Source organism: Spirochaeta cellobiosiphila DSM 17781 (assembly GCF_000426705.1).
Taxonomy (GTDB): Bacteria; Spirochaetota; Spirochaetia; order DSM-17781; family DSM-17781; genus Spirochaeta_E; species Spirochaeta_E cellobiosiphila.
Window position 1 is genome coordinate 620,513 of record NZ_KE384554.1, and the last position, 24,445, is coordinate 644,957.

Below are 24,445 nucleotides of genomic sequence, written 5' to 3' on the forward strand. Positions count from 1 at the left end.
GGAGAATTCGATGGCTTCTTTCAATCATTTAAATTGCGGACTTGATTGTACGTTATCGTAGCAGTAAGTTGATTTATAAATTCATATGTAATTCTAAAACATTATGTTTTCCTGCTTAATCATTAATATGTATTCTACATCATCTGTATAGGATCAATATCGATCTCCCGATACACACTGCTGGAAGGATTCACCTCTTTGACATAAAGGGCTAATTGATGGTGGACTTGATTAAAATCCTTAGTTTTGATGAGCAATTGATAACGATAGTTCTGAGCAATCTGAAATAAAGGAGCTTCAGCAGGACCAAGAATCTCTGTTTTATCAGACTCAAGAAACATCAAATCCTGCAGACAGGCTTTGGCATCCTCCCCAGCTTTATTCTTATTTTTAGAACGAAAAGTTAGTTTTATTAATCTTGTATAAGGAGGAAAATCCAAAATCTTCCTCATATTCAATTCATCATTGTAGAATTGCGTGATTTTCATCTTGGAAGATAACCGTATAGAAGGCGCATCAGGACGTAAGGTCTGGATATATACTTTGCCATCTGGAGTGAAGCGCCCTGCCCGGCCGGCAACTTGTGTTAAAAGGCTAAAGGTTCTCTCACTAGCACGAAAATCCGGTAATCCCAATCCCGAATCAGCCATGAGGATTCCCACCACCTGTACTCCGGGAAAGTTTAAACCTTTGGCCACCATCTGTGTTCCAATGAGAATATGTATCCGGCCTTCCTGAAAATCTTTGATGGCCTTCTCAAGAACACCCTTCTTTTGAACCGAATCTGTATCTAAACGTTCAACGATATGATTGGGGAATAGTTTTTGTACTTCTTCCTCCACATGCTCCGTTCCAAAACCATGATAGCCTATATCCAGGCTTCCACAGGAGGGACAGACATTTCTAATGGGCTCCTGATAACCACAGTAATGGCAGACTAAGGCCTTTTTACTTTTGTGATAAGTTAAAGGAACAGAGCAATGCTTGCAAGTGATTTCCTCACCACAACTATTACAATGAAAGGTATAGGTAAAACCACGGCGATTCAAGAATAGCAAAGCCTGACGCCCTTCCTTCAGGGCATTATCGATAGCAGAATATAAATCCTTTGTGATAAGGTCTTTAGACAATCGAAGATCTACCACATTCAGCTCAGGCATATGACCGCCAGCCAAACGTTTTGTTAAATTAAGTCGCTCTATCCTCTTATCCTGCATCAATTTATACGCTTCTACAGAGGGGGTTGCCGAGCCCATAACAAGCTTAGCATTATGATTCTTGGAACGTAAAAAAGCGACTTGCCTTGCATGATACCTGGGCGTTGAACCCGCTTTATAAGAACCTTCGTGTTCTTCATCAATGATGATCAATCCCAATTGAGGCATGGGAGCAAAGATAGCAGACCGTGCCCCTACAACAATCTTAGCTTCCCCACTGAGGATACGATTCCATTCGGTTAGCTTCTGACTGGGTGTAAGACGACTATGAAGGATAGCTAATTGCCCCTTAAAGCGCTGTCTTAGGTGTTCAGATAACTGTTGTGACAGGGCTATTTCAGGAACAAGATAAATAACGCCTTTATCATGTCCGATCATGTACTCTGCCGCCCTGAGAAAGACCTCTGTCTTCCCGGAACCAGTGATACCATAGAGGTAAAGCCAGTCCTTATCACCAGTAATGATGGCATCCAAAGCTTGTTGCTGTTCCTCACTTAAGTGGATGACTTTGGGAGGAGCGATTTCTTCCTCAAACAAAGCAGGTAGACTTTTTTCTCTTTTACCCGAAGGAAGCATCATAAATAAGGCTTCTCCCAGGGAACAATAATAAAAAGAGGATACCCATTGACCCAAACTAATAAGATCTTCCGTTAATAAGGGTTGCTTATCAATGAGTCTAATAATTTGCTTTAATTCATACTCCCCGTGGAATTCCTGATCAACACCAATGATAATGCCAATCTTTTTTAGCTTACCAAAGGGAGCTTCAATCCTCATTCCGACAGTGATACCTTCATCCTTATCAGGAGGAAGATAGGTAAACTCATTATGTAAGGGAGTATTAAAAATGACCCTAATGTAATTAGGCATAATCAATGAGTCCTCTTAATCTTTTTAGATCTTCCCATACAGGTCGCTTTAATTGGGGATCCTTATAGACTAGAGGAGGCGCATAGGTAGGAAGGAGAGGATAATTCTCGACTCGATACACTTGCCCACGTAACACTTCAAGAGACACCTTTGTCCCTAATAAGTAGGAAGCTGGATTCTGTCCAAAACACAATATAGCTTTAGGATTGTACTTCTTTATCTCTGTAATAACAACTTTTCGAGATTCTGGATCTGTGGGATAATTAACAGGTATCTGAATATAAGAGCAAACAGCCTGCCAGTCTAATTGTATTCCATCAAACCATTTACCCATAAAGGAACGTATATCCCCCTCATACAACCCATCTGTATTCAAACCTGAGTCTACAGTGATGAGAACAGTAGGTTGAGTCACTCCATAGGAAGGTATATTAAGTTCAACATTGGCTTCACTAGAGATCTCTTCTTTATATTCTTCTTGTACAGCAGGAACATAAATTTCATTATCGGGAATAAATTCACCATGGTTTCTTTTAAAACCGCCATTATATAGCAAATCCTCGAGTAGATTAATATTGTTCCAGATTTCTTCAGAGTGGGAAATACTCATCCTCCTTGTAATACACCTTATGTAAAAACAATCCTCTTGCGGGAGCGGTCACTCCTGTAGCGGATCTATCCTTCGCATGGAATCTATCAACAAAGCTTTGTTCACCCCCCTGACGATAACATTCCAATAGAGTTCCTACAATACTTCTGACCATTCGCCACAAGAAGGCATTCCCTGCTATTTTGAAAACTGTATACGATCCTTCAGGAAAAAACACAGCAGAATAGATGTGGCGTGTTCTTGTTTTACTCATATCCTTTGGGTTTGTAAAGGTTGTATAATCATGAAATCCCACTAAATGACGACACATCTTATTTAGAAGATGGATATCCAATTCATCCCTTACGGTATAACAATAACGATCATCAAAGGGACTTGAGGACCAGGAGCTTTTTATATAATAGTAATAGATCCTTTTCACAGCATCGTACCGACTATGGAAATCTGGATGAGTCAATGAGGATGATTTAATGCGAATATCTCTGGGAAGCAGGGAGTTTAGAGCTAACATGAATCGTGATGGCTCCATGTTTACAAGGTCTGTCTGAAAATTGGCAACCTGATGAGAAGCATGAACTCCCGAATCTGTTCGACCGGAGCCAATCAACTTAATGGGATGCTTATGAATCTTTTCAAGAGCCTTTTCAAGCTCCCCCTGTACAGTTCTGCCGCCTTTTGCTTGAACTTGCCAACCTTGATAATCTGTCCCGTCGTAGGCAATATCCAGGCGAATATTATTCGCCATCTTCTAATTCCTTAAGAAGACTACCAATGGACTTGTGAAGATCCCTGGCCATTTCCAGAATATCCGAAGGCTTTGACTTACTGGACTTACCTAAACCGACAATCCGACTAATAGATTGTCTGGCAGATTGAAGACTGGCCAAACGTCTCTGCCTATCCCCTTGTCCACCAAACTTGTATTCCAGTAGCCCAGATAAGTAAAGAACCCCATCATAACCAAAATTCTTATCTGAACAGGGACCAAAATTAGTTACCCCACCTAAAGATTCTGCTCCTGAGACCTCTTTCTCTAATACCAGGGAATAAAGGAAGTTAGCTTTATGATAGTAAATCTCTCTCATATAATCCCAGTTTTCTCCTGGATATTTTTTATGAAGATTCGTGCTTAACCAGGCAGCTCTCAAAACAGACATGGCCATTTTAAAGGTAGGACTAAAATCTTTCGGGAGTAACTCATAGCACATGGAAGCCAAATGATAACTGGCGACCCCTTCTTGCAAACGTCGATTGTTTTCAAAGTTCAAGTCAGGGATCAATTTCTTCATCGTATTGGCCCGTAAAATATGATCATTCTTTATATTATCCAAACTACTTTCAGGGACGTTAGGAAAGTCCTGAGGATAGGCAGCATAGAAACAATGTGGACAAACCATTACAGAATAAACGAGAGGAAAGACCTCTCCATACTTTTTACTTGGCTCATATTCTCTACGAAGCTCATCTGTTAAAGGGCCGGCAATCATACGCCCTCCCCCAGTCAAAAGCTCTTCCTTTTGAAAGTGTTCCAAACACACAGGACACTTTATTTTATTCTTACCTAAAAAGGTTAGTTTGTTTTTTCCAGCCAAATTATTCCTCTATAATGACAATGGCTACAGCGTTATCCTTTTCATGTGTCAGACTTAAATGAAGAGCATTGCCTCCTGTCTTCTCATAGGCCCGCAGGGCTGTACCATATAAGTGAATTTCCGGTTTTCCATTATGGTTATTCTTAACTTTTATATCTTTTAAGGTAATACCATTTAAACCTGTACCTAGAGCTTTACCAAAGGCTTCTTTAGCCGCAAAACGGGCAGCCAGGGAGGTTTCCATACCAGACCCTCTTTTAATGGCAGCCTCCAGCTCTTCTTCATGGAAAAAGCGTTCCATCAAACCTTTGGTATTCCGCCATCTCGTCAAACGGCTAATATGAACAACATCAATGCCCACTCCTAATATCATGGTGTCTCCTTGGATTTTATTTCGAGTGTCATTACCTTAGGGGAATACTCTAACAGAAGGAGTCCTTCTGGAATATAAGTTTCAATCTTTTTCGTATAAGTTCCCGGTTCTGTTATATCTGAACAATCAATAGTCAGTCCATACTCATAGCTTTTATAAGATTCTAGCTCACGTTGCAAACCTTTAACCTGAACTCTTCCCTCAGGTAAGGAACCTACCACTTGCAGATCAGCAGCTAAGTCGTTCAGCCCTATTTGCAGATTATCTACAGTTTTAAGGATACTTGCTTGTTTAATGATTCCCTGAAACTCTACAACATTTCCTCCAGGATATTCCAGGAAGTCATTATCTTTGACCAAACGGACACGTTGGGTGAAGTCCTCCTCCCGACCTGAGATATCAACTTCTTCCGTTGTGATGGCTCTGAGAGAATTAACCATACTCATAGGCCCTACTACATCAACAGAGGAAGGGGACATATAATAATGATCCAGCTTAAAACCCTGAGCAGGATAGCCACTGATAGAAGGAAAAACTTCTATACTTTTCCTATACTCTTTTTCTAATTTTAATGTGATCTGAGAGGGTTCCACTCGTACCTCTAACGGATCCACTCCTAAAGCAGTACCCTTTTTCTCTATCTCAACGGATGCTTTATAACGACCGTCTTGAGTCCGATTGGATAGATCTACATAAGCTCTAATATCTTCTTCCAGGATAGAATAGACCGTATCCCCCTGTCCTTTGAGGTTTATTTTCACACGATGGGAATACTCAGAAGCGGGAATAAAACCTTCTGGTAATATTACTTCCAAAGGAACACTAAAGTATGTCTCTTCCAGGTTATCTATCTTATGAAAGAAAAATAAGACTACCGCACCAACAAAGCATAGTACTTTGGCAGGCCAATTGTTAAGAAGTTTATTCAACATCCGCCTCCTCAGCCGTCAAACGGAAGTTTAACAATTCCTTGAGCCGGGTTCGGATTTCATCAATAGATAAATCATAGTATAGATTCGAATCATAAGCTAAGGAAATAGCACCAGATTCTTCAGACACGACCAAAATAACAGCATCAGATTCTTCAGCTAAGCCCAGAGCCGCCCTATGTCTGGTTCCAAAACTTTTACGAACATCTGATTGCTCACTCAAAGGGAAAAAGCACCCCCCGGAGAGAATCTTCTTGCCTTGAATGATAACAGCTCCGTCGTGAAGGGCTGTATCAAACTGGAAGATAGTCATAAGTAAACTGGAAGTTATATCCGCATTTAAGGGAGTCCCCCTGTCGATGATGTTTTTAAGACCCACCTTCCGGACAAAAGTAATCAAAGCTCCCCTACGGACACCTGATAACATTTCTGCAGCAGTCAAGATGGATTCTAACTGGGATTGTTTAGGTCTGTTCTGAAACTTAAACCAATCTCCCTGTCCCAACTGAGTAAAGATTTTCCTCAGTTCCGGTTGGAAAACAATAGCTGCGGCAATGACCACACCCGGTGCGATAATCTCCAGTAACCAGCTTACAGTTTCCAATTTAAAGACATTAGCAAAACCATAGAGTAGAAGAACGAGGACCAAGCCTTTAATAAGCTGAATAGCTCTCGTTTGTACTAATAGCCGATAACCGCGGTACAACAAAAAGCTTAAGAGAGCAATATCAAGAATAGGCCGAATAATCTCTCTAAACAGGAAGGTATTCAGTAGATCTATCACTTAGGAGTTTCCACTCCTTTTATTTCATCAATAATCCTTATCATTTCCGAAGTAGCTTTCACATCATGAACACGAACAATTTGTGCTCCTTGGGCTACGGACCAGGCATGAGCCCCTAGAGAACCATACAGACGATCCTCCGGTTCGTTTTCCAATATTGTACCAATAAAGGACTTACGGGAGGCTCCTATCAGTAAAGGCAATCCTAGTTCATGGAATCTATTAATGGATTTCAATATACTGAGGTTATCCTGTAATCTTTTGCCAAACCCGATTCCCGGATCCAGAATAATTCTATCTTTGGTAATATTATGGCTGATTGCATATTCCACTCTACTTTGTAGGTATATGATAATATCCCCAACAGGATCAACATAAGTGGGAGCCTTTTGCATATCCTTGGGAACACCCCTTTTATGCATAAGAATGACAGGCCAATCCCCTTTGTTTAATAAAGGAATCAAGGCTTCGTCATCTTCCAGAGCACTAATGTCATTAAGAATATCAGCACCAGCTTCAAAACAGGCTTCCGCAACACTAGCTTTACGTGTATCAACAGATAGGGGAATATCCGTGTGTTTACGAATCTCTTCAATCACAGGGACAAGGCGGTCCATCTCTTCCTGAGCCTCTACATACTCAGCACCGGGACGGGAAGATTCCCCTCCAAGGTCCAATACATCAGCCCCATCAGCAATCATCTCCATTGCCGTACCAAGGGCTGCTTCAATAGTCACCTGTCTACTTCCACTAAAAAAAGAATCAGGCGTACAGTTAATGATTCCCATGATAATTGTTTTATCGTGAATAGGGAGAGTCCTTCCCCGGGGTAAGTGCAAAATGTAGCTCCTTTTCCTTCATTCTAATGGGAAAATCGGCCTTTTCACAATACCTTTCTTGTGTTTAACTAAGATGAAGCTAGGAGGTAGCTGAAGATGAGAGCAATGATTGCCGTTGTTGGCATGGATAGAGTTGGTATTATTGCAGGGGTGAGTACTTTCTTATCCGAAAATAGCATCAACATCCTTAATATCAATCAAACCATTCTTGATGGTTTTTTTACTATGATGATGAATGTAGACTTAGACACTATGTCCATCACTAGGGATGTACTGGATGAAGCACTGACAAAGCTTGAAGAAGAGCTTCAAGTCAAGATCACAATTATGTCAGAAGAAGTGCTAAAAGCGATGCACCGTATCTAAAAGAATTATAAGGAATTTTTGATGTATACACCCTTTGAAATACAAGAAACACTTAACATGTTCACCGTTGATAAGCTTGATATCAGAACCATTACCATGGGTATTAGTCTGATTGATTGTGTAGGGCAAACAGGAGCATCAACAGCTGAAAAGGTCTATGAAAAGATTGTAGGCCGGGCAAAACGCCTATTGTCTACTGGAAGAGAGATTGAAAGAGAGTTGGGTATTCCCATCATTAATAAGCGTATATCAGTAACTCCTATCAGTCTTATAACTGAACCCTTTAGTTTAAGTGAACGTATAGAAGTCGCCCATGCTCTCGATAGAGCAGCCAAAGAAGTGGGCGTAGATTTTCTGGGAGGTTATTCAGCCCTCATTCCCAAGGGACAAACCCCAGGGGAGACTATCTTTCTTAACAGTATTCCTGAAGCCCTTGGTTCAACGGACAAATTATGCGGCTCTGTTAATATTGGTTCTTCCAAAGCAGGTATCAATATGGATGGTGTTGCCACTATGGGACGAATCATAAAGGAATTAGCGGCTAGAACAGCAGATACTCAGGCCTTAGGCTGTGCCAAACTTGTGGTATTTGCCAACGCAGTGGAAGACAATCCTTTTATGGCGGGTGCCTTCCATGGAGTGGGCGAACCCGACACGGTTATTCATGTTGGAGTATCTGGACCTGGTGTTGTCAAAAATGCCATTGAAAAAATGAAAGGAGCTCCCTTACAGGACCTGGCAGAGGAAATTAAAAAGATAGCCTTCAAAATCACCAGATTAGGACAATTGGTAGCTAATGAAGCAGCACGAAAATTACAAGTTAGTCCGGGGATTTTGGATTTAAGTCTGGCTCCTACTCCAGCGGTAGGAGATTCTGTAGCTCGTATTTTAGAAGAAATGGGATTAGAGCATACGGGAGCACCGGGAACAACAGCGGCTTTGGCCATGCTTAATGATGCTGTCAAAAAAGGAGGTCTAATGGCTTCCAGTCAAGTGGGCGGCTTATCAGGAGCCTTCATTCCTGTCACAGAAGACGAAGGAATGGTACAAGCCGTTCAAAAAGGGGCACTTACCCTTGAAAAGTTGGAAGCTATGACCTGTGTCTGTTCTGTTGGCTTGGATATGATTGCCATTCCAGGTGATGTCACAGCAGAAACCTTATCCGGGATTATTGCTGATGAAGCAGCCATAGGTGTGATCAATAACAAGACCACAGCAGTACGTCTTCTTCCCGTACCGGGAGCTAAACCGGGAGATTGGGCCGAATATGGCGGATTATTAGGTGGTGCACCTGTTATGGATGTGAATCGTTTTAGCTGTCATGACTTTATTAAACGAGGGGGAAGAATCCCCGCACCGGTCCATTCTTTTAAGAACTAAAGTTAACCTCACAAACAAGGCTGTTACAATTCTAATTTGTAACAGCTCTTTTTTTTGCTCTTAAGAATATTGTTTTGCTCATTAAAGAGGGTGGAAGGATAAAATAATTTTAGTACAGTTCACAAGTCTATTTGGTGCTATATTGTCAGCACTAATATAAATAAGGAGAATAAAAGTGGCAGCAATTCAACTAATTCTGTACATCATAGTGCTTGTTGTATCATTGATTAGTATGATTTCTTTCTATAGTGCAAAAAGTAAAAGTAAGAAAGTCTCAAAGGAAGTTATTAAAAATATTCAACCTCTTAGAAGCCTATCCCAGGAAGAAGCGGAGGCTGTAAATAAAATATATCAGGTAAGCATACAAGCTGGTGTACCAGTCTATGCTATTCAGGGGGAATACTATTCTACCAGTTTAAGTGTTAATCACCAAAAATCTGATGAAATACACACTATTGGTGGTGTTCATGTTCAAAAATTGAAGAACATAGAGAAAATGGTAGGAATAGATAATCATGCAGAAATTATCGAATTAGGTAATAAAAAGGGAGCCCTTATCATTTCCTTAAATGAATCCTTTAATGTTGTAAAAGAAGAGTTACTTCAACAGGCACTCAATTCTACAGACTCCACCTATCGTGAGCAATCAACAGCATCAGATATTGAAGTTGGTCAGACTCGGGAACCTTCAGAGGAAGAAATCAAATGGCTTAACTCAGATTATCGGGTATTAGGTAATATGTTAAGCATTGCTTTTCTATTTGCTTCTCTTCTAGTTCCAAACATTCAGATGGCTATGGGTCTTTTTGCAATAGGATTAATTTTATTTGCCCTTCTCATAATTCCTGCGGCCTATAAATTATTCAATCATAAGAAATACTCCCAGAAATTAATCAGAGTACGAGGACCTCTTAATATTCAAGACAACTCTTATAGTATCAATCGATTCTTACTCGAACTGCCCAAGCCCTGGAAAGAACATCTTCAAAAAGATCAAATCATCGAAGTAGAAGGCTTTCCAATGGATGTGTCTAAGGAACAACTAAAAGTAGTGACTATAGATCAAATCCAACGAATCACAAGAAATGAAAAACTTCTCAAAAGTAATGACAAAAATAAGTATCTACTGTTTTCAATATTAGCAACTGTTATGTTATTATTGAGTATTCCCTTTACCAATGTCCCCTTTCAAGTAGAACAAATTAACAATTACCAAAGAACGAGATCACTACAAAGCAAGTTTGAAACCGTAGAAGAGTTGCAAAACTATGATATTCAAAAGGGACAAATGATTGAAATCTCTTCTTTGAAAACACTTCCTAATGTAGCTACACTTGTCAATTTCAATTATGGGTATCCTGTTATGGATGAAAATAAAGTAAGAACCTATCCTGATTTCAATGTGATTAAAGAGGAATTAAGAAGAATAGAAGAACTTCAAGAAACATCTGACTTCTTAAATCTTTATTTGTTAACCATAACTGATGCAAGTGATTATTATTCTTTTCTTCTTACCCATTACAAAGAAAATACTGAGAACAGTATAGAGGACTATCTTCCTTACTATGAGACTAGTGAGAAATTCCAGATCATTAGAGATGTTGTACAAGTATTAAATACTTTGGATGATGATGCTACAGCCGATGATATATTAGTGTTTCCTGAAACCGGTTATCTTAAGAAATACTTTGAACACCATAGTTACTCAGATGTTCAAACAACAGTGGGAGATATGGTTGATGAAATAACTTATCTACGCAGGGACTTTCTCGAAGAGCAAAGCGACTTAATAGACAAAGAAGTGAACGCTATCTATAATCAATATTTAGAGGATAATCAGATTTTCTTCATTCGTAACACAACTCAAACACCCTTAAGATTTAATCTGGATTCAAGTGATTTATCTTTGTTTTATAAGTCCTCTTATTCCTTTGATTCTTCTGATACAATTCAAAAATACGATACCCTTCCTGGAATCAATAAGGTCAATAATTTTGTAGAAAAGTTGAAAACCTACCCTTCCTTAGATAATCTTGATTCTACTATGGTTGTATCCATAGATAAAGAAAATGATCCTATCCAATGGATCAAGGTCGATCCCATAAGGAATTATGACAATATAAATGATTCAATGGTCAGAATGTCATTGTATCTACTAATGCTTGTAGGCATCGTTTATTCCCTTGTTAAGTATGCTCTTATCAAAAAAGAAGGCATTTAGTCTGTCTTGTTATTACTCAATACCCATGATACCCTCCCCATTATAGGGAGGGTTTTATGAAAGTCGCTTTAGCTCAGCTGGATGTAAAGGCCGGAGACCCAGAGCTCAATATTCAAAATATGCTTAATATGATCGAAGAAGCCAAAGAAAACAATGCAGACATCATTGCTTTTCCTGAAATGTGTATTGGTGGCTACTTTGTGGGAGATAGCTGGCTAGAAGATCGCTGGTTACTGAAACTGGAAAAAGCTAATGAGATCATGGAAAAAGCTTCTTCTAATATCACCATTATCTATGGAAATATTGCAGTAGATTGGAATAAGAGAGGTTTTGATGGTAGACCGGTCAAATACAATGCGGCCCATATTGTACACAACGGTCATAGACAATGGGAAGCTAAAACCTTATTACCAAATTACCGAATTTTTGATGATAAAAGATACTTTACTCCCCGCCCTGAAGGTGAGCGAACTCTATTTGATATAAAAGGTCAGAAAGGGGGAGTTGTCATATGTGAAGACATGTGGTCAAATGATTATGACACCGATCCTGTTATCGAACTGTTAGAAGCAGGGGCTGACTTTATTGTAAATATTAGTGCTAGCCCCTGGACTTATGGAAAAAACAGTTCTCGAGATAAACAAATACAAATCCTTGAAAAGAAAGTAGGTAAATTAGCCCCCTTCTTCTACGTGAACAATGTGGGCGTACAGAACAATGGTAAGAACATTATTACCTTTGATGGAGACTCTTCTTTTTATCTGAATGGAAAGAAACAAGATCAATATTTATTGGAAGCATACCAAGAGGGAATCATTTATATAGATAGTGAAGCCCCTCTTGAATATAAACAGAGTCCAACTCCTACTAAGATTGAACAAAAGTACAAAGCAATTATCAGAGGAATCCAGGGATTAGATGAATTACTAGGGACATGGAATCCCAATTTTGTTATTGGTTTATCCGGTGGTGCTGATAGTTCCTTAGTGGCTGCTCTGATGGTACATGCTTTAGGCTCTGAACGTATCAAAGGTTATAATTTACCAAGTCGCTACAATTCAAATAAGACAAAGTCAGCCGCAGCAGAACTAGCCAGTCATTTGGGAATCAGTTGTGATACCATTCCCATTGAAGCTATGGTGGAAGTCAATCGCCAGTTGCTTTTAACAAATACCACAGAATTAACACCACTAGTAGAGGAAAACATACAAGCAAAAATCAGGGGAACCTCCCTGCTCTCAAATTTGGCAGCCATTCATAATGGACTGATGACCAACAATGGGAATAAACTGGAAATGGCCCTAGGTTATGCCACCTTGTATGGAGATGTAAATGGAGCAATAGCTCCTATTGGGGACTTAACGAAAGAAGAGGTTTTTGAGATGTGCCATTACATCAATAGAGATGGCATCATTATTCCGACGTCCCTACTTCCTGATGATAACTATGATTTTGTCATTCCCCCTTCTGCGGAACTTAAAGAGGATCAGAGAGATCCCATCAAGTTTGGCTATCATGATTTGTTGATTGAAAAATTAATGGACTATAAAAAAGCCTCGCCAGAATTGATTATGACCTGGTATCAAGAGGGGAAAGACAGTTTTTGTAAACATCTTCAGATGAATCCGAAATTTTATGAAATGTATAAATTGGGCAATCCAAATATATTTGTAAACGACCTAACCTGGTTTGTGCGAACTATGAGAACCAGTATATTCAAAAGAATACAGGCTCCTCCGATTATTCTATTATCTAAAACAGCTTTCGGTTATGATTTAAGAGAAAGTCAATTTCCTTGGAAGGAAACACAGGAGTTTAGATCCCTTAAAAATCTGATCATAGGAGAAATCTGATGGAATTATTTGGCCACAAAGAAGAACCTTACTGCCTTGTCCTCTCAGGAGGGGGGGCTAAAGGAATTTATCATGTCGGCGCCTGGAAAGCTCTTCGGGAATTAAAGATTCCCTGTCATGCTTTTATTGGGAACTCTATTGGGGCTATTGTAGCCGCTTTTTTAGCTCAGGACCTACATGATGAAATCGACTTAGTGGGCCGAACCTTAACGATAGAGAATATCATGCAAATCCCTAGTGATCTTGTAGTGAACGGGAACCTAAAGATTGACTCCCATAAATTAGAATCCTTTCATAACTTCACACAACACATCATGAAACGCAAAGGGGTAGACACAAGCCCTTTGCGTGAGCTCCTTACAAAATACATAGATGAGGAAAAGGTCCGTAAGATTGGTCATGATTTTGGTGTAGTAACAGTCAACATATCAGAGTTAAAACCTCAAGAGATTTTCCTTGATGAAATGGAAAAGGGAACACTTATTGACTACATTTTGGCTAGTTCTGCCTTCCCTGGTTTTGATAGACCTCAAATACAGGGCAAGAGTTTTATTGATGGTGGTATATTCGATAATATTCCCTATGCCCTAGCAAGGAAAAGAGGATATAAGAAGATTATTATCCTTGATATATCAGGTATTGGTGTCAATAGACGTCCTAATATACAAGGCTCTCAGACCGTTTATATTAAGAACAGTATGAACTTCCAGGGGACTTTTGACTTCAATAAGGATAGTATGAAGCGCTTTGGAGAGTTAGGTTATTTAGATACTCTTAAGGCATTCAACAAAATTCAGGGTCATAACTATTTCATTAGCCCCAATAAGGATGCAGAAAAGGAATTTATTAAAAATATAAGAACTCCTTCCGGACAGGATTTAGTGGCTAATCATCTAAAATTATATGGAAATAAAGAAGGAACACCATCTCTGGATGGTCTTAGACGCCTATTGCCATCGACTTTAAATCGAACCAAGCAGTTCTATTATCTTATTCTTGACCAATGTGCCAATGCTTTTGGTTTAGAGAGAGTTCATTTATATTCCTATGCTGATCTCGAAGAAGCCTTAATAAACGAGCGTAAAAAACTTAATGACTCTGTTGATAGCTGGCTTAAAGGATTAGATCCTAAAGAGTTGAAAAAACTCACTACCAAATACACAAAGAAGACTATTAAGACTTTTACATCTATGGAATTCAAAGAACCTAATTACTTTTACTACCTTCTTGTGGAGAAGTTATTCAAAGGTGATATTCCCTCTTTTGTCAGACAGGGTATCATAAAACTTGCTCCGGAGATGGAGGCAGCTCACTTCTTTTTAGAGTATTCCAATACTTTTTTACAGAAATGAATCTTGATTTAATAGCAGTCATAAATAAAGATAAATAGTATGAGTGAAATAGAAACAGCCATTAATCAGTATTTAACCTTTCATTTAGATGAAGAAGTGTATGCCTTTCCTGTAAGCCAGGTACGTGAAGTACTAGGCCATCAAGCAATTCGTAAAATACCCCGTATGCCAGACTTCCTCACAGGTATAATTAATGTAAGAGACTCTGTAGTTCCTGTTGTAGATTTTCGAATCCACTTTGGATTCCCTCCTCATGAGACAACTTTGGATACTAGTATTATTGTGGTAGAACTTTATATGAATGATGCCTATACTGTACTGGGTATATTGGTAGATAGTGTAAATGAAGTTATCGAAATATTACCTAGTAATATAGAAGGATCAAAAAACTTCGGATTTAGAATGAGTGATACTTTTATAAAAGGTATTGGCAGATTGGATGATAAAGTCATTATTATAATAGATCTGATCAAATCTTTTCATTCAGAAGTGTCAATAGTACAGGAAATAACCAGTAATAATGAACAATAAATACATCATTAGTAAGTTTATCCAGAAGTCGGATGCCTACTATGAACTACATTGGACTGCACTTGAGGAAGCTGATAAATACAAGATTAATGCCCAAGTTCCTGCTATGTCAGGGATCTATGAACTTTACTACAAAGATGACGAAGGAAAACTTCAACTCTTAGATGTGGATATGGCTTATTATGGGGGATTAAGAAATCGAATACGGGAGATCATCGATCCTGAATTAGAGATCGTAGATATTGAACGTCGTAAAATTCTTAGTGACTACCCTCTTTACTTTCGCTTCTCCTTATGTGATTATCTTGACGATATGAAAGACACACTCAGTGTCTATCTTGAAATCAGATTTCCCGATTGGGAGGGAGAAGAAGCTTCAGGTAGATACCCTAATGTGTTTGTCAAAGAAATATCACCAGACCGAATATATGATAGCTAAGGAGATTTTTAATGGACAAATGCCCCTGTGGAAGTGGTAAAGACTATAGTAAATGCTGTTCACCCTATTTAACTGGTGAGATGTTACCTCCTACGGCAGAGACATTAATGCGTGCTCGCTATACAGCTTATGTCAAACACAATATTGACTTTATTGAAGATACCCATGGTTTAGATGAACGGGATCAACTGAGTGTAGAAGAAACGCGAAAGTGGGCTGAAGAATCTACCTGGCTGGGTTTGCAAATTGTCAATGTTCAAAAAGGTTCTATTAATGATAAAGAAGGGGTTGTTGAGTTCATCGCTTCCTATGAACAGCAAGGAATCAAACATGACCACCATGAGACAAGCCGTTTTATTAAGAAAGAAGGAAAATGGTACTTTAAAGAAGGGGAAGTAAAGCCTACAACTGTAATAAGAACAGGAGTAAAGGTAGGAAGAAATGATCCCTGTCCCTGTGGTAGTGGAAAGAAATACAAAAAATGTTGTGGAATGTAATTATATAAGCAGATAAGGAATACAGTAGATTGTTTAGGCCAGAGTATATTATTAACATTGCCTATATACTTATGTTGGTAGCTCTGACCATAAGAACCATATTTACACTTCGTGTTATCTTGGTGACAGCTCAGAGCATTTTTATAATCGTTGCCCTCATGACAGATAATATGATTCTACTATTCTGGAACTCCATTTTTATTATCATCAATAGTGTACAAATCATCATTATAATCATACAAAACAAACCTGTTTCTATCCCTGAAGATGTGCAGGATATCTATGAATCAGTATTTGATTCTCTTAACAAGAGAGAATTTCTGTATTTTTGGCAAATGGGAAGTCTGGAGATAGAAAAGAAAAATACTCAACTCATCAAACAGGGGGATCATCAGCAAAAGCTTCTTCTGGTTATTGAGGGGGAAGCTTCTGTTAAGAATAACCACCGTATAGTGGCCAAACTCGGACGTGGTAATTTTGTCGCCGAGATGAGTTTTCTATCAGGGAATCCTGCTTCTGCTGATGTTATTGCTAAGACTGAATTAAGGTATGTCTATTGGGATCAGAATAACATTAACGCCCTTAAGCAATTAAATCCATCTCTTTATAATAAAATAAATAATACTTTAAGCTTGGATGTCGTTAATAAACTCAGGAAAACAAACCAGAATATGGCCTTAATTACAGAAGGGGCTCAGGAAACTCAACATAAAACGTAGCCCCTTTGTCATCATTGTTATACGCCCCTATCCTGCCATCATGTGCTGAAACTATCTTTTTAACAATGGCAAGTCCTAATCCAAAAGAACTTTCTCCCCCTGTAGGTTTTGCTGATAATCTTTGGAATTCCCCGAAAAGTTTTTTCATGTCCTCATCAGATAGTCCCGGACCACTATCACTAATAGATACTTTGATAGATTCAGATCGCTCTAAACTAACAGTAACCTCTCCTCCCCTGGTTGTATACTTAAGGGCATTACTGAGAAGATTATCTATTACTTGAACTATTCGTTGCCTGTCTAACTTTACAACAATATCGACACCTACAAGCTTAAGAAGAATTTCCTTCTTTTTTGCCTTCATATTAAAGAAACTAACACGTTCTTCTAGTAGCTCATATAAATTAAACTCAGATATCTTAATATCCAATTGACCAGATTCAATCATAGACACATCAAGAAGATCATTAACTAAGGTCGTCATACTTTGACAGGCTTGATCAATATACCCTATTAATTCTTTATTGGTAGCGTCTATGCTCGTGTCCATTTTTATTATTTCCATACAGCCAGATATACTGGCAATAGGATTTCTAAGATCATGAGCCACAATACCAAGGATCTTATCCTTAAACTTACTAATATGTTGTAATTGACCATACGCCTTTATCATTTCAAGATTGGTTTTGACTCTTGCAAAAAATTCATCAGGGCTAAATGGTTTGTAGAGGAAGTCATTAGCTCCATGTTTTAAGAATCCGGCAGTAGTTATTTCTGTAGTGGATCTGGTAAAGCCAATGATGGCAATTTCATTCCTTGTAAAGTTTTCCCGAACTTTCTCTGTGAACTCAAAACCGTTCATACCGGGCATTTCATAATCAACAATGATCAATTTAATATTCTTGTTTTCTTTTAATATCTTAAGACCTTCAAAACCATCCTTAGCAGAAAAGGGAATAAAGTTAGCTCGTTTAAAGAGATCTATTGTGTACTCTCTGATACTAACAGAGTCATCTACGACGATGACACCTATTTCTTTATTCTCATGAAGGGTAATAATTGATTCGACTAGTTTGTCCAGGGACTGGGGAGTGCGTTTGACAATATGGTCATATATTTTCATCTGGCTTATTTTATTATGTATATCTTCTGTGAAAGTAGAGCTAAAAACCAAAACAGGAATATTCTGTTCTTCAGCCATATCGAGACAGGAATCCCAATACTTATCTGGCCAATTCATGTTGGTAACAAAAGCGGTATACTGATAAGCCATTAAATACTCATAGGCCCCCTTATGGTCATGGGCGAAATGAGTATTCAAACCAACTTTCTCCATTTTTTCTTCTAACAGACCGGCAATCGATCGTGAGTCTTCAATGATTAGAACTTTTCCCTCAACCATTTCACATCCTCTAGGAGAAGTTTAGGATATGAATAGTTAAAAATCAAATTATAGATAACGTTTTGGTTCTTCTTCCCGAATTTGAACCCAGACTTCAATCATACTTTTGATGGGACTGCTTTGAAGTTTGGGAAACAATACTTCTTCAACTTGAAAGATACCCACAGACTCTAGCATATGAACATAGATCTTAATGGGTTTATCAAGTCCATCAGTGATGGTTAAAAGATCGATGACAGAGGCGGAATATTTATGGATGTCTCCCACTCTTGAGTCATGATTAATCATTAAAGGTATACGTGATCGCCCTTTTTCCATATCACAACCATCAGCGATGAGGATTATCCCTGCTTCCAGACTATGAATGGGATGGGTTCCCATATGACCTATAATACATTCCATGATGAGGGATCGGAGAATCACTCTCTTTTCCAAATCTTCCTGATAAGTAGCTAACAATACCCTATCAATGATATTAATTGCTAATAGGGCTCCCGTATGTTCATGCCCAGCTCGCCCGATAGACATCCCTATATCATGAAGAAAAGCAGCAATCAATACAGCTGTTTGACTATCTTCAAAGGTCCCTATCATTTCCTGTTCTAGATTAAGGGCTATCCCTTTTTCATTTAAAATATCCATGATTTTGAGGGCATTTAAAGCTACTTTACGCATATGAACAGGACCATGATCATTATACTTTAATCTCACGATGGATACGGTATTAGCATAATTTTGAAGATGTTGTATTTCTTCATCCTGCACTAGGTAGTTATACGCTTCTAAGGCTTTACCTGACAACAAGATCTGTATCTCTTCATTTAGTTTTATTTCTTTAATGGATGACATAATTTCTTCTCCTTTATTTTATAAAAAAACAGCTCTCATGGAGAGCTGTTAAAACATATAGTGTTTTTATTTATATGTAAAATTTAGCCGACCATATAGGACTCTAAATGCTGACTTCTGCTAGGATGTTGCAATCTAGTAATGGCCTTCTTTTCAATTTGTCTAATTCTTTCCTTGGTCAGGTTAAAGCGATCACCTATTTCCTTCAACGACATAGGTCTTTTATTGTTAAGACCAAATCTGTATTCAATGATCTCTGCTTCTTTGTCTGTCAAGGTTGTCAATAATTGGTTAATATCATCTTTTAGAGATTTCTCCATCACCACTTCATCTGGAGCTTGATAGCCCTTATCTTCAATAAACTCTCCCAGGCTGGAAGAATCTTTTTCCTTATATACAGGAGTTTCCAAGGATACTAAATCTCTTGATATATTAATAAGATCATTCACATGACTTTGATCCATACCTAAGGAATCGGCTATCTCAGCGACTTCAGGATCTTCACCTTTGTAAGCTGTTAATTCTTTTCTAGTCTTTTCAATTTGTACTAACTCGTTTGCTCTGTTGAGTGGTAAACGTATAGCACGTGATTTTTCACATATTGCTTTCAGAATAGCTTGTCTGATCCACCATACGGCATAGGAAATGAAGTGATATCCCTTATCAACATCAAATCTTTCAATAGCGTTCATTAAGCCTATATTTCCTTCACTTATTAAATCACTAAGTGGTAATCCCTGGTTCTGATATTTTTTTGCTACATTAACAACGAATCGTAAGTTAGCGTTTACTAGCTTTTCTTTTGACAATTCATCTCCCGCTGCAGCGGCTCTAGCAATAGTATCTTCCTCCTCACGTGATAGGAGAGGAATCTTATTTATTTCTTTTAAATAAACAGAAAGGATGTTTTCATCATCTTGATTGTATTTCTTTGTTCTTGTCATGTTGGTCCTCCCTTTGTGACTACACTAGTAATATGCAAAAAAGGGGCCAATGTTACAATTTTTATAAAAATAATTTGTATTTACTTACAGTGTAATAATTTAAAACATATTCGACATAATGACTCAGAATTACTATTTTGTTGTATAAATGTATCATTATTACACATTGATAATTATTACTATTAATATAGGGTCAATATACCCCAGATTGCAACTCATCATCTCCAGGAGTGATCCGACAACACAGAGAACTAGATAATTCAGCCCCACAATCACAGACGATTTCTTTACTTTTCTTAGTTTCAACAAAAGAATGTCTTATAGTATTGGCTTTTTCACCATCAGGAACGTTTATATACGGAAAGATTATTCTCGTATTCATAAAAATTCTTTTCTTCTCACAAGCAGGTTTCCCTATTAGGGATCCTTCATCATGGATGCTCATAAAATGTTCCCATAACAACTGCTGAATCATATCCCCCTCGGCTAAGGTTCCAATACGACGGGAAGATTTGGTATTCAAGTATTTTTCCAACTGTATAGAAAAAAAGGCTTTCCAATCGTCTAACAAACTAGAGGGTTGTTTTATCATACCATATGAGTTCAAATATCTTTTTAAAACAATATCAAAAGATCTACAAACCCTTAGCTTCTGGCCAGCTCTCCAGGTCTTTAATGCAGAACCGGACAGATTTAGTTTTTGCAAGGCAAAGCCAAGATAATAAAGTATTTTTGATAGTTCTTGTTTATGAGCCACGGGACAAACATGAATGGCTTTTGTAAAACTTCTTATAGCATCTTTGGGACTATGACTTTTGAGTGAGCGTTTGCCCTCTTTATAATAATGCTTATAGTCCATATAACAACCATCCTATCCTTTTCATGTTACTAATTTACTAAAGGTCATTCTTCAAGACAAGGAATCATTTTTCCTTGACCAAATAATCATATCTTGCTTATATTACTTACAGATTTTTTGAAAATCAACGAAAGCTCATGGAGGATCCAATGAAGGTTAAACCTTTAGGCGACCGAGTTCTAATTAAAATCGAGGAAGCAGAAACCAAGACAGCGTCAGGTTTGTATATTCCACAAACCGCACAAGAAAAAACACAGACTGGTGTCGTAGAGGCTGTAGGTGATGACAAAGATCTCATCACAGTTAGTGTTGGACAAAAAGTCATGTATGACAAATATGCCGGCACAAACCTTAAAATAGAAAATGATGAGTATCTTGTAATTAGAATGCAGGATATTATTGCCGTTGTAGAATAAGAATATCCTTTTGTTATGATCAAGATTTAGGTTACCCGACTGGGTAACCTTTTTTTATGAATACAGAAAATCTTCAAGCTTATCCATCAAAAGCTTAGTAGGGATTATTTGCTGTTGAGTTTCAGGAAGGGATCCTAAAAACAGAGGACCATATTTTTTGGTTATAATTCTATTATCCAGGATCATTACAGAACCAAAATCACTTGTCTGCCTCATCAGGCGACCAAAGCCTTGTTTAAACTTCATAACAGCTTCTGGTAAACTTAGTTCCATAAAAGCATTCCCCCCTCTAGCTTCTATGGCCTGGATTCTAGCCTTTGTTATGGGCTCAGAAGGAACTCTAAAGGGAAGTTTAGTAATAATGACTAATTTCAATGATTCACCGGGAACATCAACACCTTCCCAAAAAGAATCAGTTGCAAATAGTACACTTTTAGTTTCACGTTTAAAATTCTCAAGCAAACGGCTTCGATCATCTTCCCCCTGGCGATAAACGGGAATCCCTTCGTCTTCCAAATAGGGACGTAGCCTATCATATACTTGAATCAGTAAACGATAACTAGTAAATAAGATGAGACCACTACCTTCTGAGATACGCAAACTCTTCAGGCAGAAACGGGATACATATAATTCAAATTCTTCTTGATCTGGTCCAGGAGAATCTGTGGGAATGCCTAATAAAACACGGTTCTTATAATCGAAGGGACTTGGATATTGTTCACACACAGCAGAGTCTGGCAAACCCAGTAAACCTATCCGTGATTGCCAATAGGTAAAGCTATTACGAATGGACAGAGTGGCAGAGGTAAAAACAACAGAATCAAATGGTTCTAGCAAAGCTTCTTTCATTAGATATCCGACCTCTAAAGGGCTTTTGACAAAACGGTAAAAGGGTTCAGATTTGGAATTCATTTTCCTTTCCATCCAGAACACAGATTGTTGCTTTTCCTGATATTCACCAAATTGACCGGCTAGAGAGGCTACGGACTCAAGGCGCCTTAAAAGATTCCTAAACTCTTGTGCTTTGGCATCTTCCTGTCCTTCCTCAGGCAGGGATTCAAAGAATTGTAATCCATGATTAACAAACGACATAATACGGCTTCTCAACTCACTCAGATCGTTAAGAAACCCCAATAGCTCATGCCTTTCCACTTGTGGAGATAAGTATAATTGGTTCTCCTTAAGATTATTACCTAAATTAGTATCCAAATCATTAAGGATCTCATCAATACCTATTCTATCATCAAGAATCAGCTTAGCTATCTCTGGATCAGCATTCTTCTTTTGTAAGTCAATGAGGAGGCCAAAAGATTTATTTCTTTTTAACCTATAGATTCTATTGATATGCTTCTGAATAGTATATCTTGTAAAACTTTCCGAAAAATAACTTGTGGCCGCCCCCTCTATATTATGAGCTTCATCTATAATAATCCTCTCAAAAGGAGGTAAGACAGCAGTGTTTTCAAAACCAGCCCCACTGACCCTCAAGGAAAGATCAGAAAAAAGAAGATGATGATTCACAATCAGAATCTGTGCACTGGCGGCTTCTTTCTTTGCTCTCGCGACAAAACATCCTTCCCTTTGGGAACATTTCATCCCGATACAGGTATCAGGGTCAGAATTAATACGACTCCAGATGTCATCACTAGGCAAAAAAGAAAGGTCTGAGATAGTGCCTGTTTTTGTAGTCTTGGCCCATTCTTTTAAATATTCTATGGTGTCATCTTCTTCCTGGAATAATTCTTCTTTTAATTCTTGTGAATATTCCTGTAATCGATAGGGACATAAATAATTCCGCCGCCCTTTCACTAGGACAACTTTAATATCCCCCAGTATTTTTTGAAGAATAGGTATGTCTTTATCTAGTAACTGTTGTTGTAAATTGATCGTCCCTGTAGAAATAACGATTCGTTGTTTATTTTTCTGAGCCCATAACACAGCGGGTAGTAAATAAGCAAAGGATTTTCCAACACCTGTACCTGCTTCCCCTGCAAAAATACCATCGTTATTAAAAGTATCTGTTATCCTTTTAGATAATTCTATTTGACTTTCTCTTGGCTCATATTGACTTACTTGTTTGGATAAAGCTCCTCCTATTGTAAAAAAGGCTTCAATATCCTCCCTATCTATAGGCAATATTTCTTCTTGAGCCAATGGTTCAGCTACAATATAGATTTGAGATAAATCATTATCAACAATGGCAAAACCTATGCCCTGATTCCCTAATTTTGAGGCCACATTAATGTCTGCCTCTGAAGGACGAAGAATACCTGAAGGATGATTGTGAATGATCAAATCCCCCTTCTCCATATAGGGAAAGAGTGCTGGCACAGCACTCTCATTTCCCATAGCCACAGCATTGATGGAATCAATCATTTGTGTTTTATCCATATGACCTATCCATAGAACTTCCTGGCCACTGGATTCGACAAGGTCCAGAGACATTCTTTCAAGTACTTCCAATCGAATCCTTTTTGTTATTCTCATTCAGTGATCAGCTCCAATATTCAATTAAACCGCTAACTAATCCTATCATATCTTTTTCAACAAGTTTACTGGTTTCGATAACTTCCTTGTGATCTAGTTTTGCATGTCCCAATCCAGCAGCCAGATTTGTTACACAACTAATACCACAGACTTTCATACCTAGATAGTTGGCAACAATACATTCAGGAACAGTAGACATACCTACTAGATCTCCCCCAAAAGCTCTGACCATTCGAATTTCTGCAGGAGTTTCATAAGAAGGGCCTGTAAAACCGGCATATACTCCATATTTCATAGTCCTATGGGGAAGCACTTTTCTAGCTATCCTACTAGCTTCATCAAGCATTTCTTTGTTATAAGGTTCAGACATGTCAGGGAATCGAGGCCCCATACTATCGTTGTTAGGTCCAATCAATGGATTCGTCCCTTGTAGGTTGACCTGGTCGATAATAAAAGCTAAATCACCAGGTTCAAATGTATAATTTACCCCACCAGCTGCATTGGTTAATAAGACCTTTTCAACCCCTAGTTCTTTCATCAATGTAATAGGCATAACCACATCATCCATTTTATACCCCTCATAGAAATGAAAACGGCCAGCAAAAACAATAATGTTATCAGCAATTTTGAGACTGCCCTTGTGACCGTGTACGGTACTAACGGGAAAACCTTCAATATCTTTATATGATATCTCTGTTCCTTCTATGGAATCCACAATGCCAGATAATCCACTACCAAGAATAACTCCCAGTTTAGGTGTACTCTTCGATTTGGCTCTAATTGAAGCTACCGCTTTGTCTATCCGAACTTTAAATCCTGCTTCCACTATATTCCTCCTATATTGGTTAAGCTTAATCTTGTGCTAATTTATATTTTATCCTAATATTAACGTCATTAAAAATCACTACTATTCTAC

24 protein-coding genes are annotated in these 24,445 nt (G+C 38.2%); 10 read left to right on the forward strand and 14 right to left on the reverse strand.

Annotation, left to right across the window (positions count from 1 at the left end):
• Positions 1–134: 134 nt before the first annotated feature.
• The 8 genes from priA to folP are packed head-to-tail and all read right to left on the reverse strand — an operon-like array spanning position 135 to position 7,214.
• Positions 135–2,087 carry a replication restart helicase PriA gene (priA, locus tag K345_RS0109710; RefSeq protein ID WP_028973984.1) on the reverse strand — a complete coding sequence of 651 codons (1,953 nt, stop codon included), beginning with the start codon at positions 2,085–2,087 and terminating at the stop codon, positions 135–137.
• Positions 2,080–2,697, reverse strand: coding sequence for a uracil-DNA glycosylase family protein (locus K345_RS0109715; RefSeq protein ID WP_028973985.1), 618 nt, complete (start codon positions 2,695–2,697; stop codon positions 2,080–2,082). The genes priA and K345_RS0109715 overlap by 8 nt, the downstream gene beginning before the upstream one ends.
• Positions 2,678–3,442 carry a tRNA pseudouridine(38-40) synthase TruA gene (gene truA, locus K345_RS0109720; RefSeq protein ID WP_028973986.1) on the reverse strand — a complete coding sequence of 255 codons (765 nt, stop codon included), beginning with the start codon at positions 3,440–3,442 and terminating at the stop codon, positions 2,678–2,680. Before truA ends, K345_RS0109715 begins: the two co-directional genes overlap by 20 nt.
• On the reverse strand, positions 3,432–4,289 hold the full coding sequence (locus K345_RS0109725; protein WP_028973987.1) for a DUF2225 domain-containing protein: 858 nt from the start codon (positions 4,287–4,289) through the stop codon (positions 3,432–3,434). The genes truA and K345_RS0109725 overlap by 11 nt, the downstream gene beginning before the upstream one ends.
• Before the next feature lies 1 nt (position 4,290).
• Entirely contained in the window at positions 4,291–4,662 is a 372-nt protein-coding gene (locus tag K345_RS0109730; protein ID WP_028973988.1) for a holo-ACP synthase, read from the reverse strand.
• Complete coding sequence (locus tag K345_RS0109735) at positions 4,659–5,594, reverse strand: CdaR family protein (protein WP_053228196.1); 936 nt, start codon at positions 5,592–5,594, stop codon at positions 4,659–4,661. The genes K345_RS0109730 and K345_RS0109735 overlap by 4 nt, the downstream gene beginning before the upstream one ends.
• Positions 5,584–6,372, reverse strand: a complete 789-nt coding sequence (gene cdaA, locus K345_RS0109740) for a diadenylate cyclase CdaA (RefSeq protein ID WP_037571967.1) — start codon at positions 6,370–6,372, stop codon at positions 5,584–5,586. The genes K345_RS0109735 and cdaA overlap by 11 nt, the downstream gene beginning before the upstream one ends.
• Entirely contained in the window at positions 6,372–7,214 is an 843-nt protein-coding gene (folP, locus tag K345_RS0109745; RefSeq protein WP_028973991.1) for a dihydropteroate synthase, read from the reverse strand. Before folP ends, cdaA begins: the two co-directional genes overlap by 1 nt.
• Positions 7,215–7,310: 96 nt before the next feature.
• Between folP and K345_RS0109750 the strand changes: the two genes are divergently transcribed.
• From K345_RS0109750 to K345_RS0109790, 9 genes are all read left to right on the forward strand, one after another.
• Complete coding sequence (locus K345_RS0109750) at positions 7,311–7,580, forward strand: ACT domain-containing protein (RefSeq protein ID WP_028973992.1); 270 nt, start codon at positions 7,311–7,313, stop codon at positions 7,578–7,580.
• A gap of 18 nt (positions 7,581–7,598) precedes the next feature.
• Positions 7,599–8,960, forward strand: coding sequence for a PFL family protein (locus K345_RS0109755; RefSeq protein WP_425423288.1), 1,362 nt, complete (start codon positions 7,599–7,601; stop codon positions 8,958–8,960).
• Positions 8,961–9,135: 175 nt separating this feature from the next.
• Positions 9,136–11,181, forward strand: a complete 2,046-nt coding sequence (locus tag K345_RS0109760; protein WP_028973994.1) for a hypothetical protein — start codon at positions 9,136–9,138, stop codon at positions 11,179–11,181.
• A gap of 56 nt (positions 11,182–11,237) precedes the next feature.
• Entirely contained in the window at positions 11,238–13,034 is a 1,797-nt protein-coding gene (gene nadE / locus K345_RS0109765) for an NAD(+) synthase (RefSeq protein ID WP_028973995.1), read from the forward strand.
• Positions 13,034–14,386, forward strand: a complete 1,353-nt coding sequence (locus tag K345_RS0109770) for a patatin-like phospholipase family protein (RefSeq protein WP_028973996.1) — start codon at positions 13,034–13,036, stop codon at positions 14,384–14,386. The genes nadE and K345_RS0109770 overlap by 1 nt, the downstream gene beginning before the upstream one ends.
• Positions 14,387–14,425: 39 nt before the next feature.
• Positions 14,426–14,917: a chemotaxis protein CheW gene (locus K345_RS0109775; protein WP_028973997.1), complete on the forward strand. Its 492-nt coding sequence runs from the start codon at positions 14,426–14,428 to the stop codon at positions 14,915–14,917.
• Positions 14,907–15,356, forward strand: coding sequence for a hypothetical protein (locus K345_RS0109780; RefSeq protein ID WP_037571719.1), 450 nt, complete (start codon positions 14,907–14,909; stop codon positions 15,354–15,356). The genes K345_RS0109775 and K345_RS0109780 overlap by 11 nt, the downstream gene beginning before the upstream one ends.
• Before the next feature lie 11 nt (positions 15,357–15,367).
• Positions 15,368–15,853, forward strand: a complete 486-nt coding sequence (locus K345_RS0109785) for a YchJ family protein (RefSeq protein ID WP_028973999.1) — start codon at positions 15,368–15,370, stop codon at positions 15,851–15,853.
• A 29-nt stretch (positions 15,854–15,882) separates the two neighbouring features.
• Positions 15,883–16,572: a cyclic nucleotide-binding domain-containing protein gene (locus tag K345_RS0109790; RefSeq protein ID WP_028974000.1), complete on the forward strand. Its 690-nt coding sequence runs from the start codon at positions 15,883–15,885 to the stop codon at positions 16,570–16,572.
• Here K345_RS0109790 and K345_RS0109795 read toward each other — a convergent pair.
• The 4 genes from K345_RS0109795 to K345_RS22350 form a co-directional block, all read right to left on the reverse strand.
• Positions 16,535–17,974 (reverse strand): hybrid sensor histidine kinase/response regulator, encoded by a 1,440-nt coding sequence (locus K345_RS0109795; protein ID WP_028974001.1) that lies wholly within the window; start codon positions 17,972–17,974, stop codon positions 16,535–16,537. The two genes, K345_RS0109790 and K345_RS0109795, sit on opposite strands and share 38 nt — an antisense overlap.
• A gap of 48 nt (positions 17,975–18,022) precedes the next feature.
• Complete coding sequence (locus tag K345_RS0109800; protein WP_028974002.1) at positions 18,023–18,823, reverse strand: HD domain-containing protein; 801 nt, start codon at positions 18,821–18,823, stop codon at positions 18,023–18,025.
• A gap of 83 nt (positions 18,824–18,906) precedes the next feature.
• Positions 18,907–19,767, reverse strand: coding sequence for a sigma-70 family RNA polymerase sigma factor (locus tag K345_RS0109805; protein WP_028974003.1), 861 nt, complete (start codon positions 19,765–19,767; stop codon positions 18,907–18,909).
• A 193-nt stretch (positions 19,768–19,960) separates the two neighbouring features.
• Positions 19,961–20,626 (reverse strand): hypothetical protein, encoded by a 666-nt coding sequence (locus K345_RS22350; RefSeq protein WP_053228197.1) that lies wholly within the window; start codon positions 20,624–20,626, stop codon positions 19,961–19,963.
• 149 nt (positions 20,627–20,775) lie between these two features.
• Between K345_RS22350 and K345_RS0109815 the strand changes: the two genes are divergently transcribed.
• Complete coding sequence (locus K345_RS0109815; protein ID WP_028974004.1) at positions 20,776–21,042, forward strand: co-chaperone GroES; 267 nt, start codon at positions 20,776–20,778, stop codon at positions 21,040–21,042.
• Between the two features lie 54 nt (positions 21,043–21,096).
• Here K345_RS0109815 and K345_RS0109820 read toward each other — a convergent pair whose 3' ends face one another.
• On the reverse strand, positions 21,097–23,529 hold the full coding sequence (locus K345_RS0109820) for a helicase C-terminal domain-containing protein (RefSeq protein ID WP_028974005.1): 2,433 nt from the start codon (positions 23,527–23,529) through the stop codon (positions 21,097–21,099).
• Positions 23,530–23,536: 7 nt separating this feature from the next.
• Positions 23,537–24,355, reverse strand: a complete 819-nt coding sequence (locus K345_RS0109825; RefSeq protein ID WP_028974006.1) for a purine-nucleoside phosphorylase — start codon at positions 24,353–24,355, stop codon at positions 23,537–23,539.
• Positions 24,356–24,445: the final 90 nt, after the last annotated feature.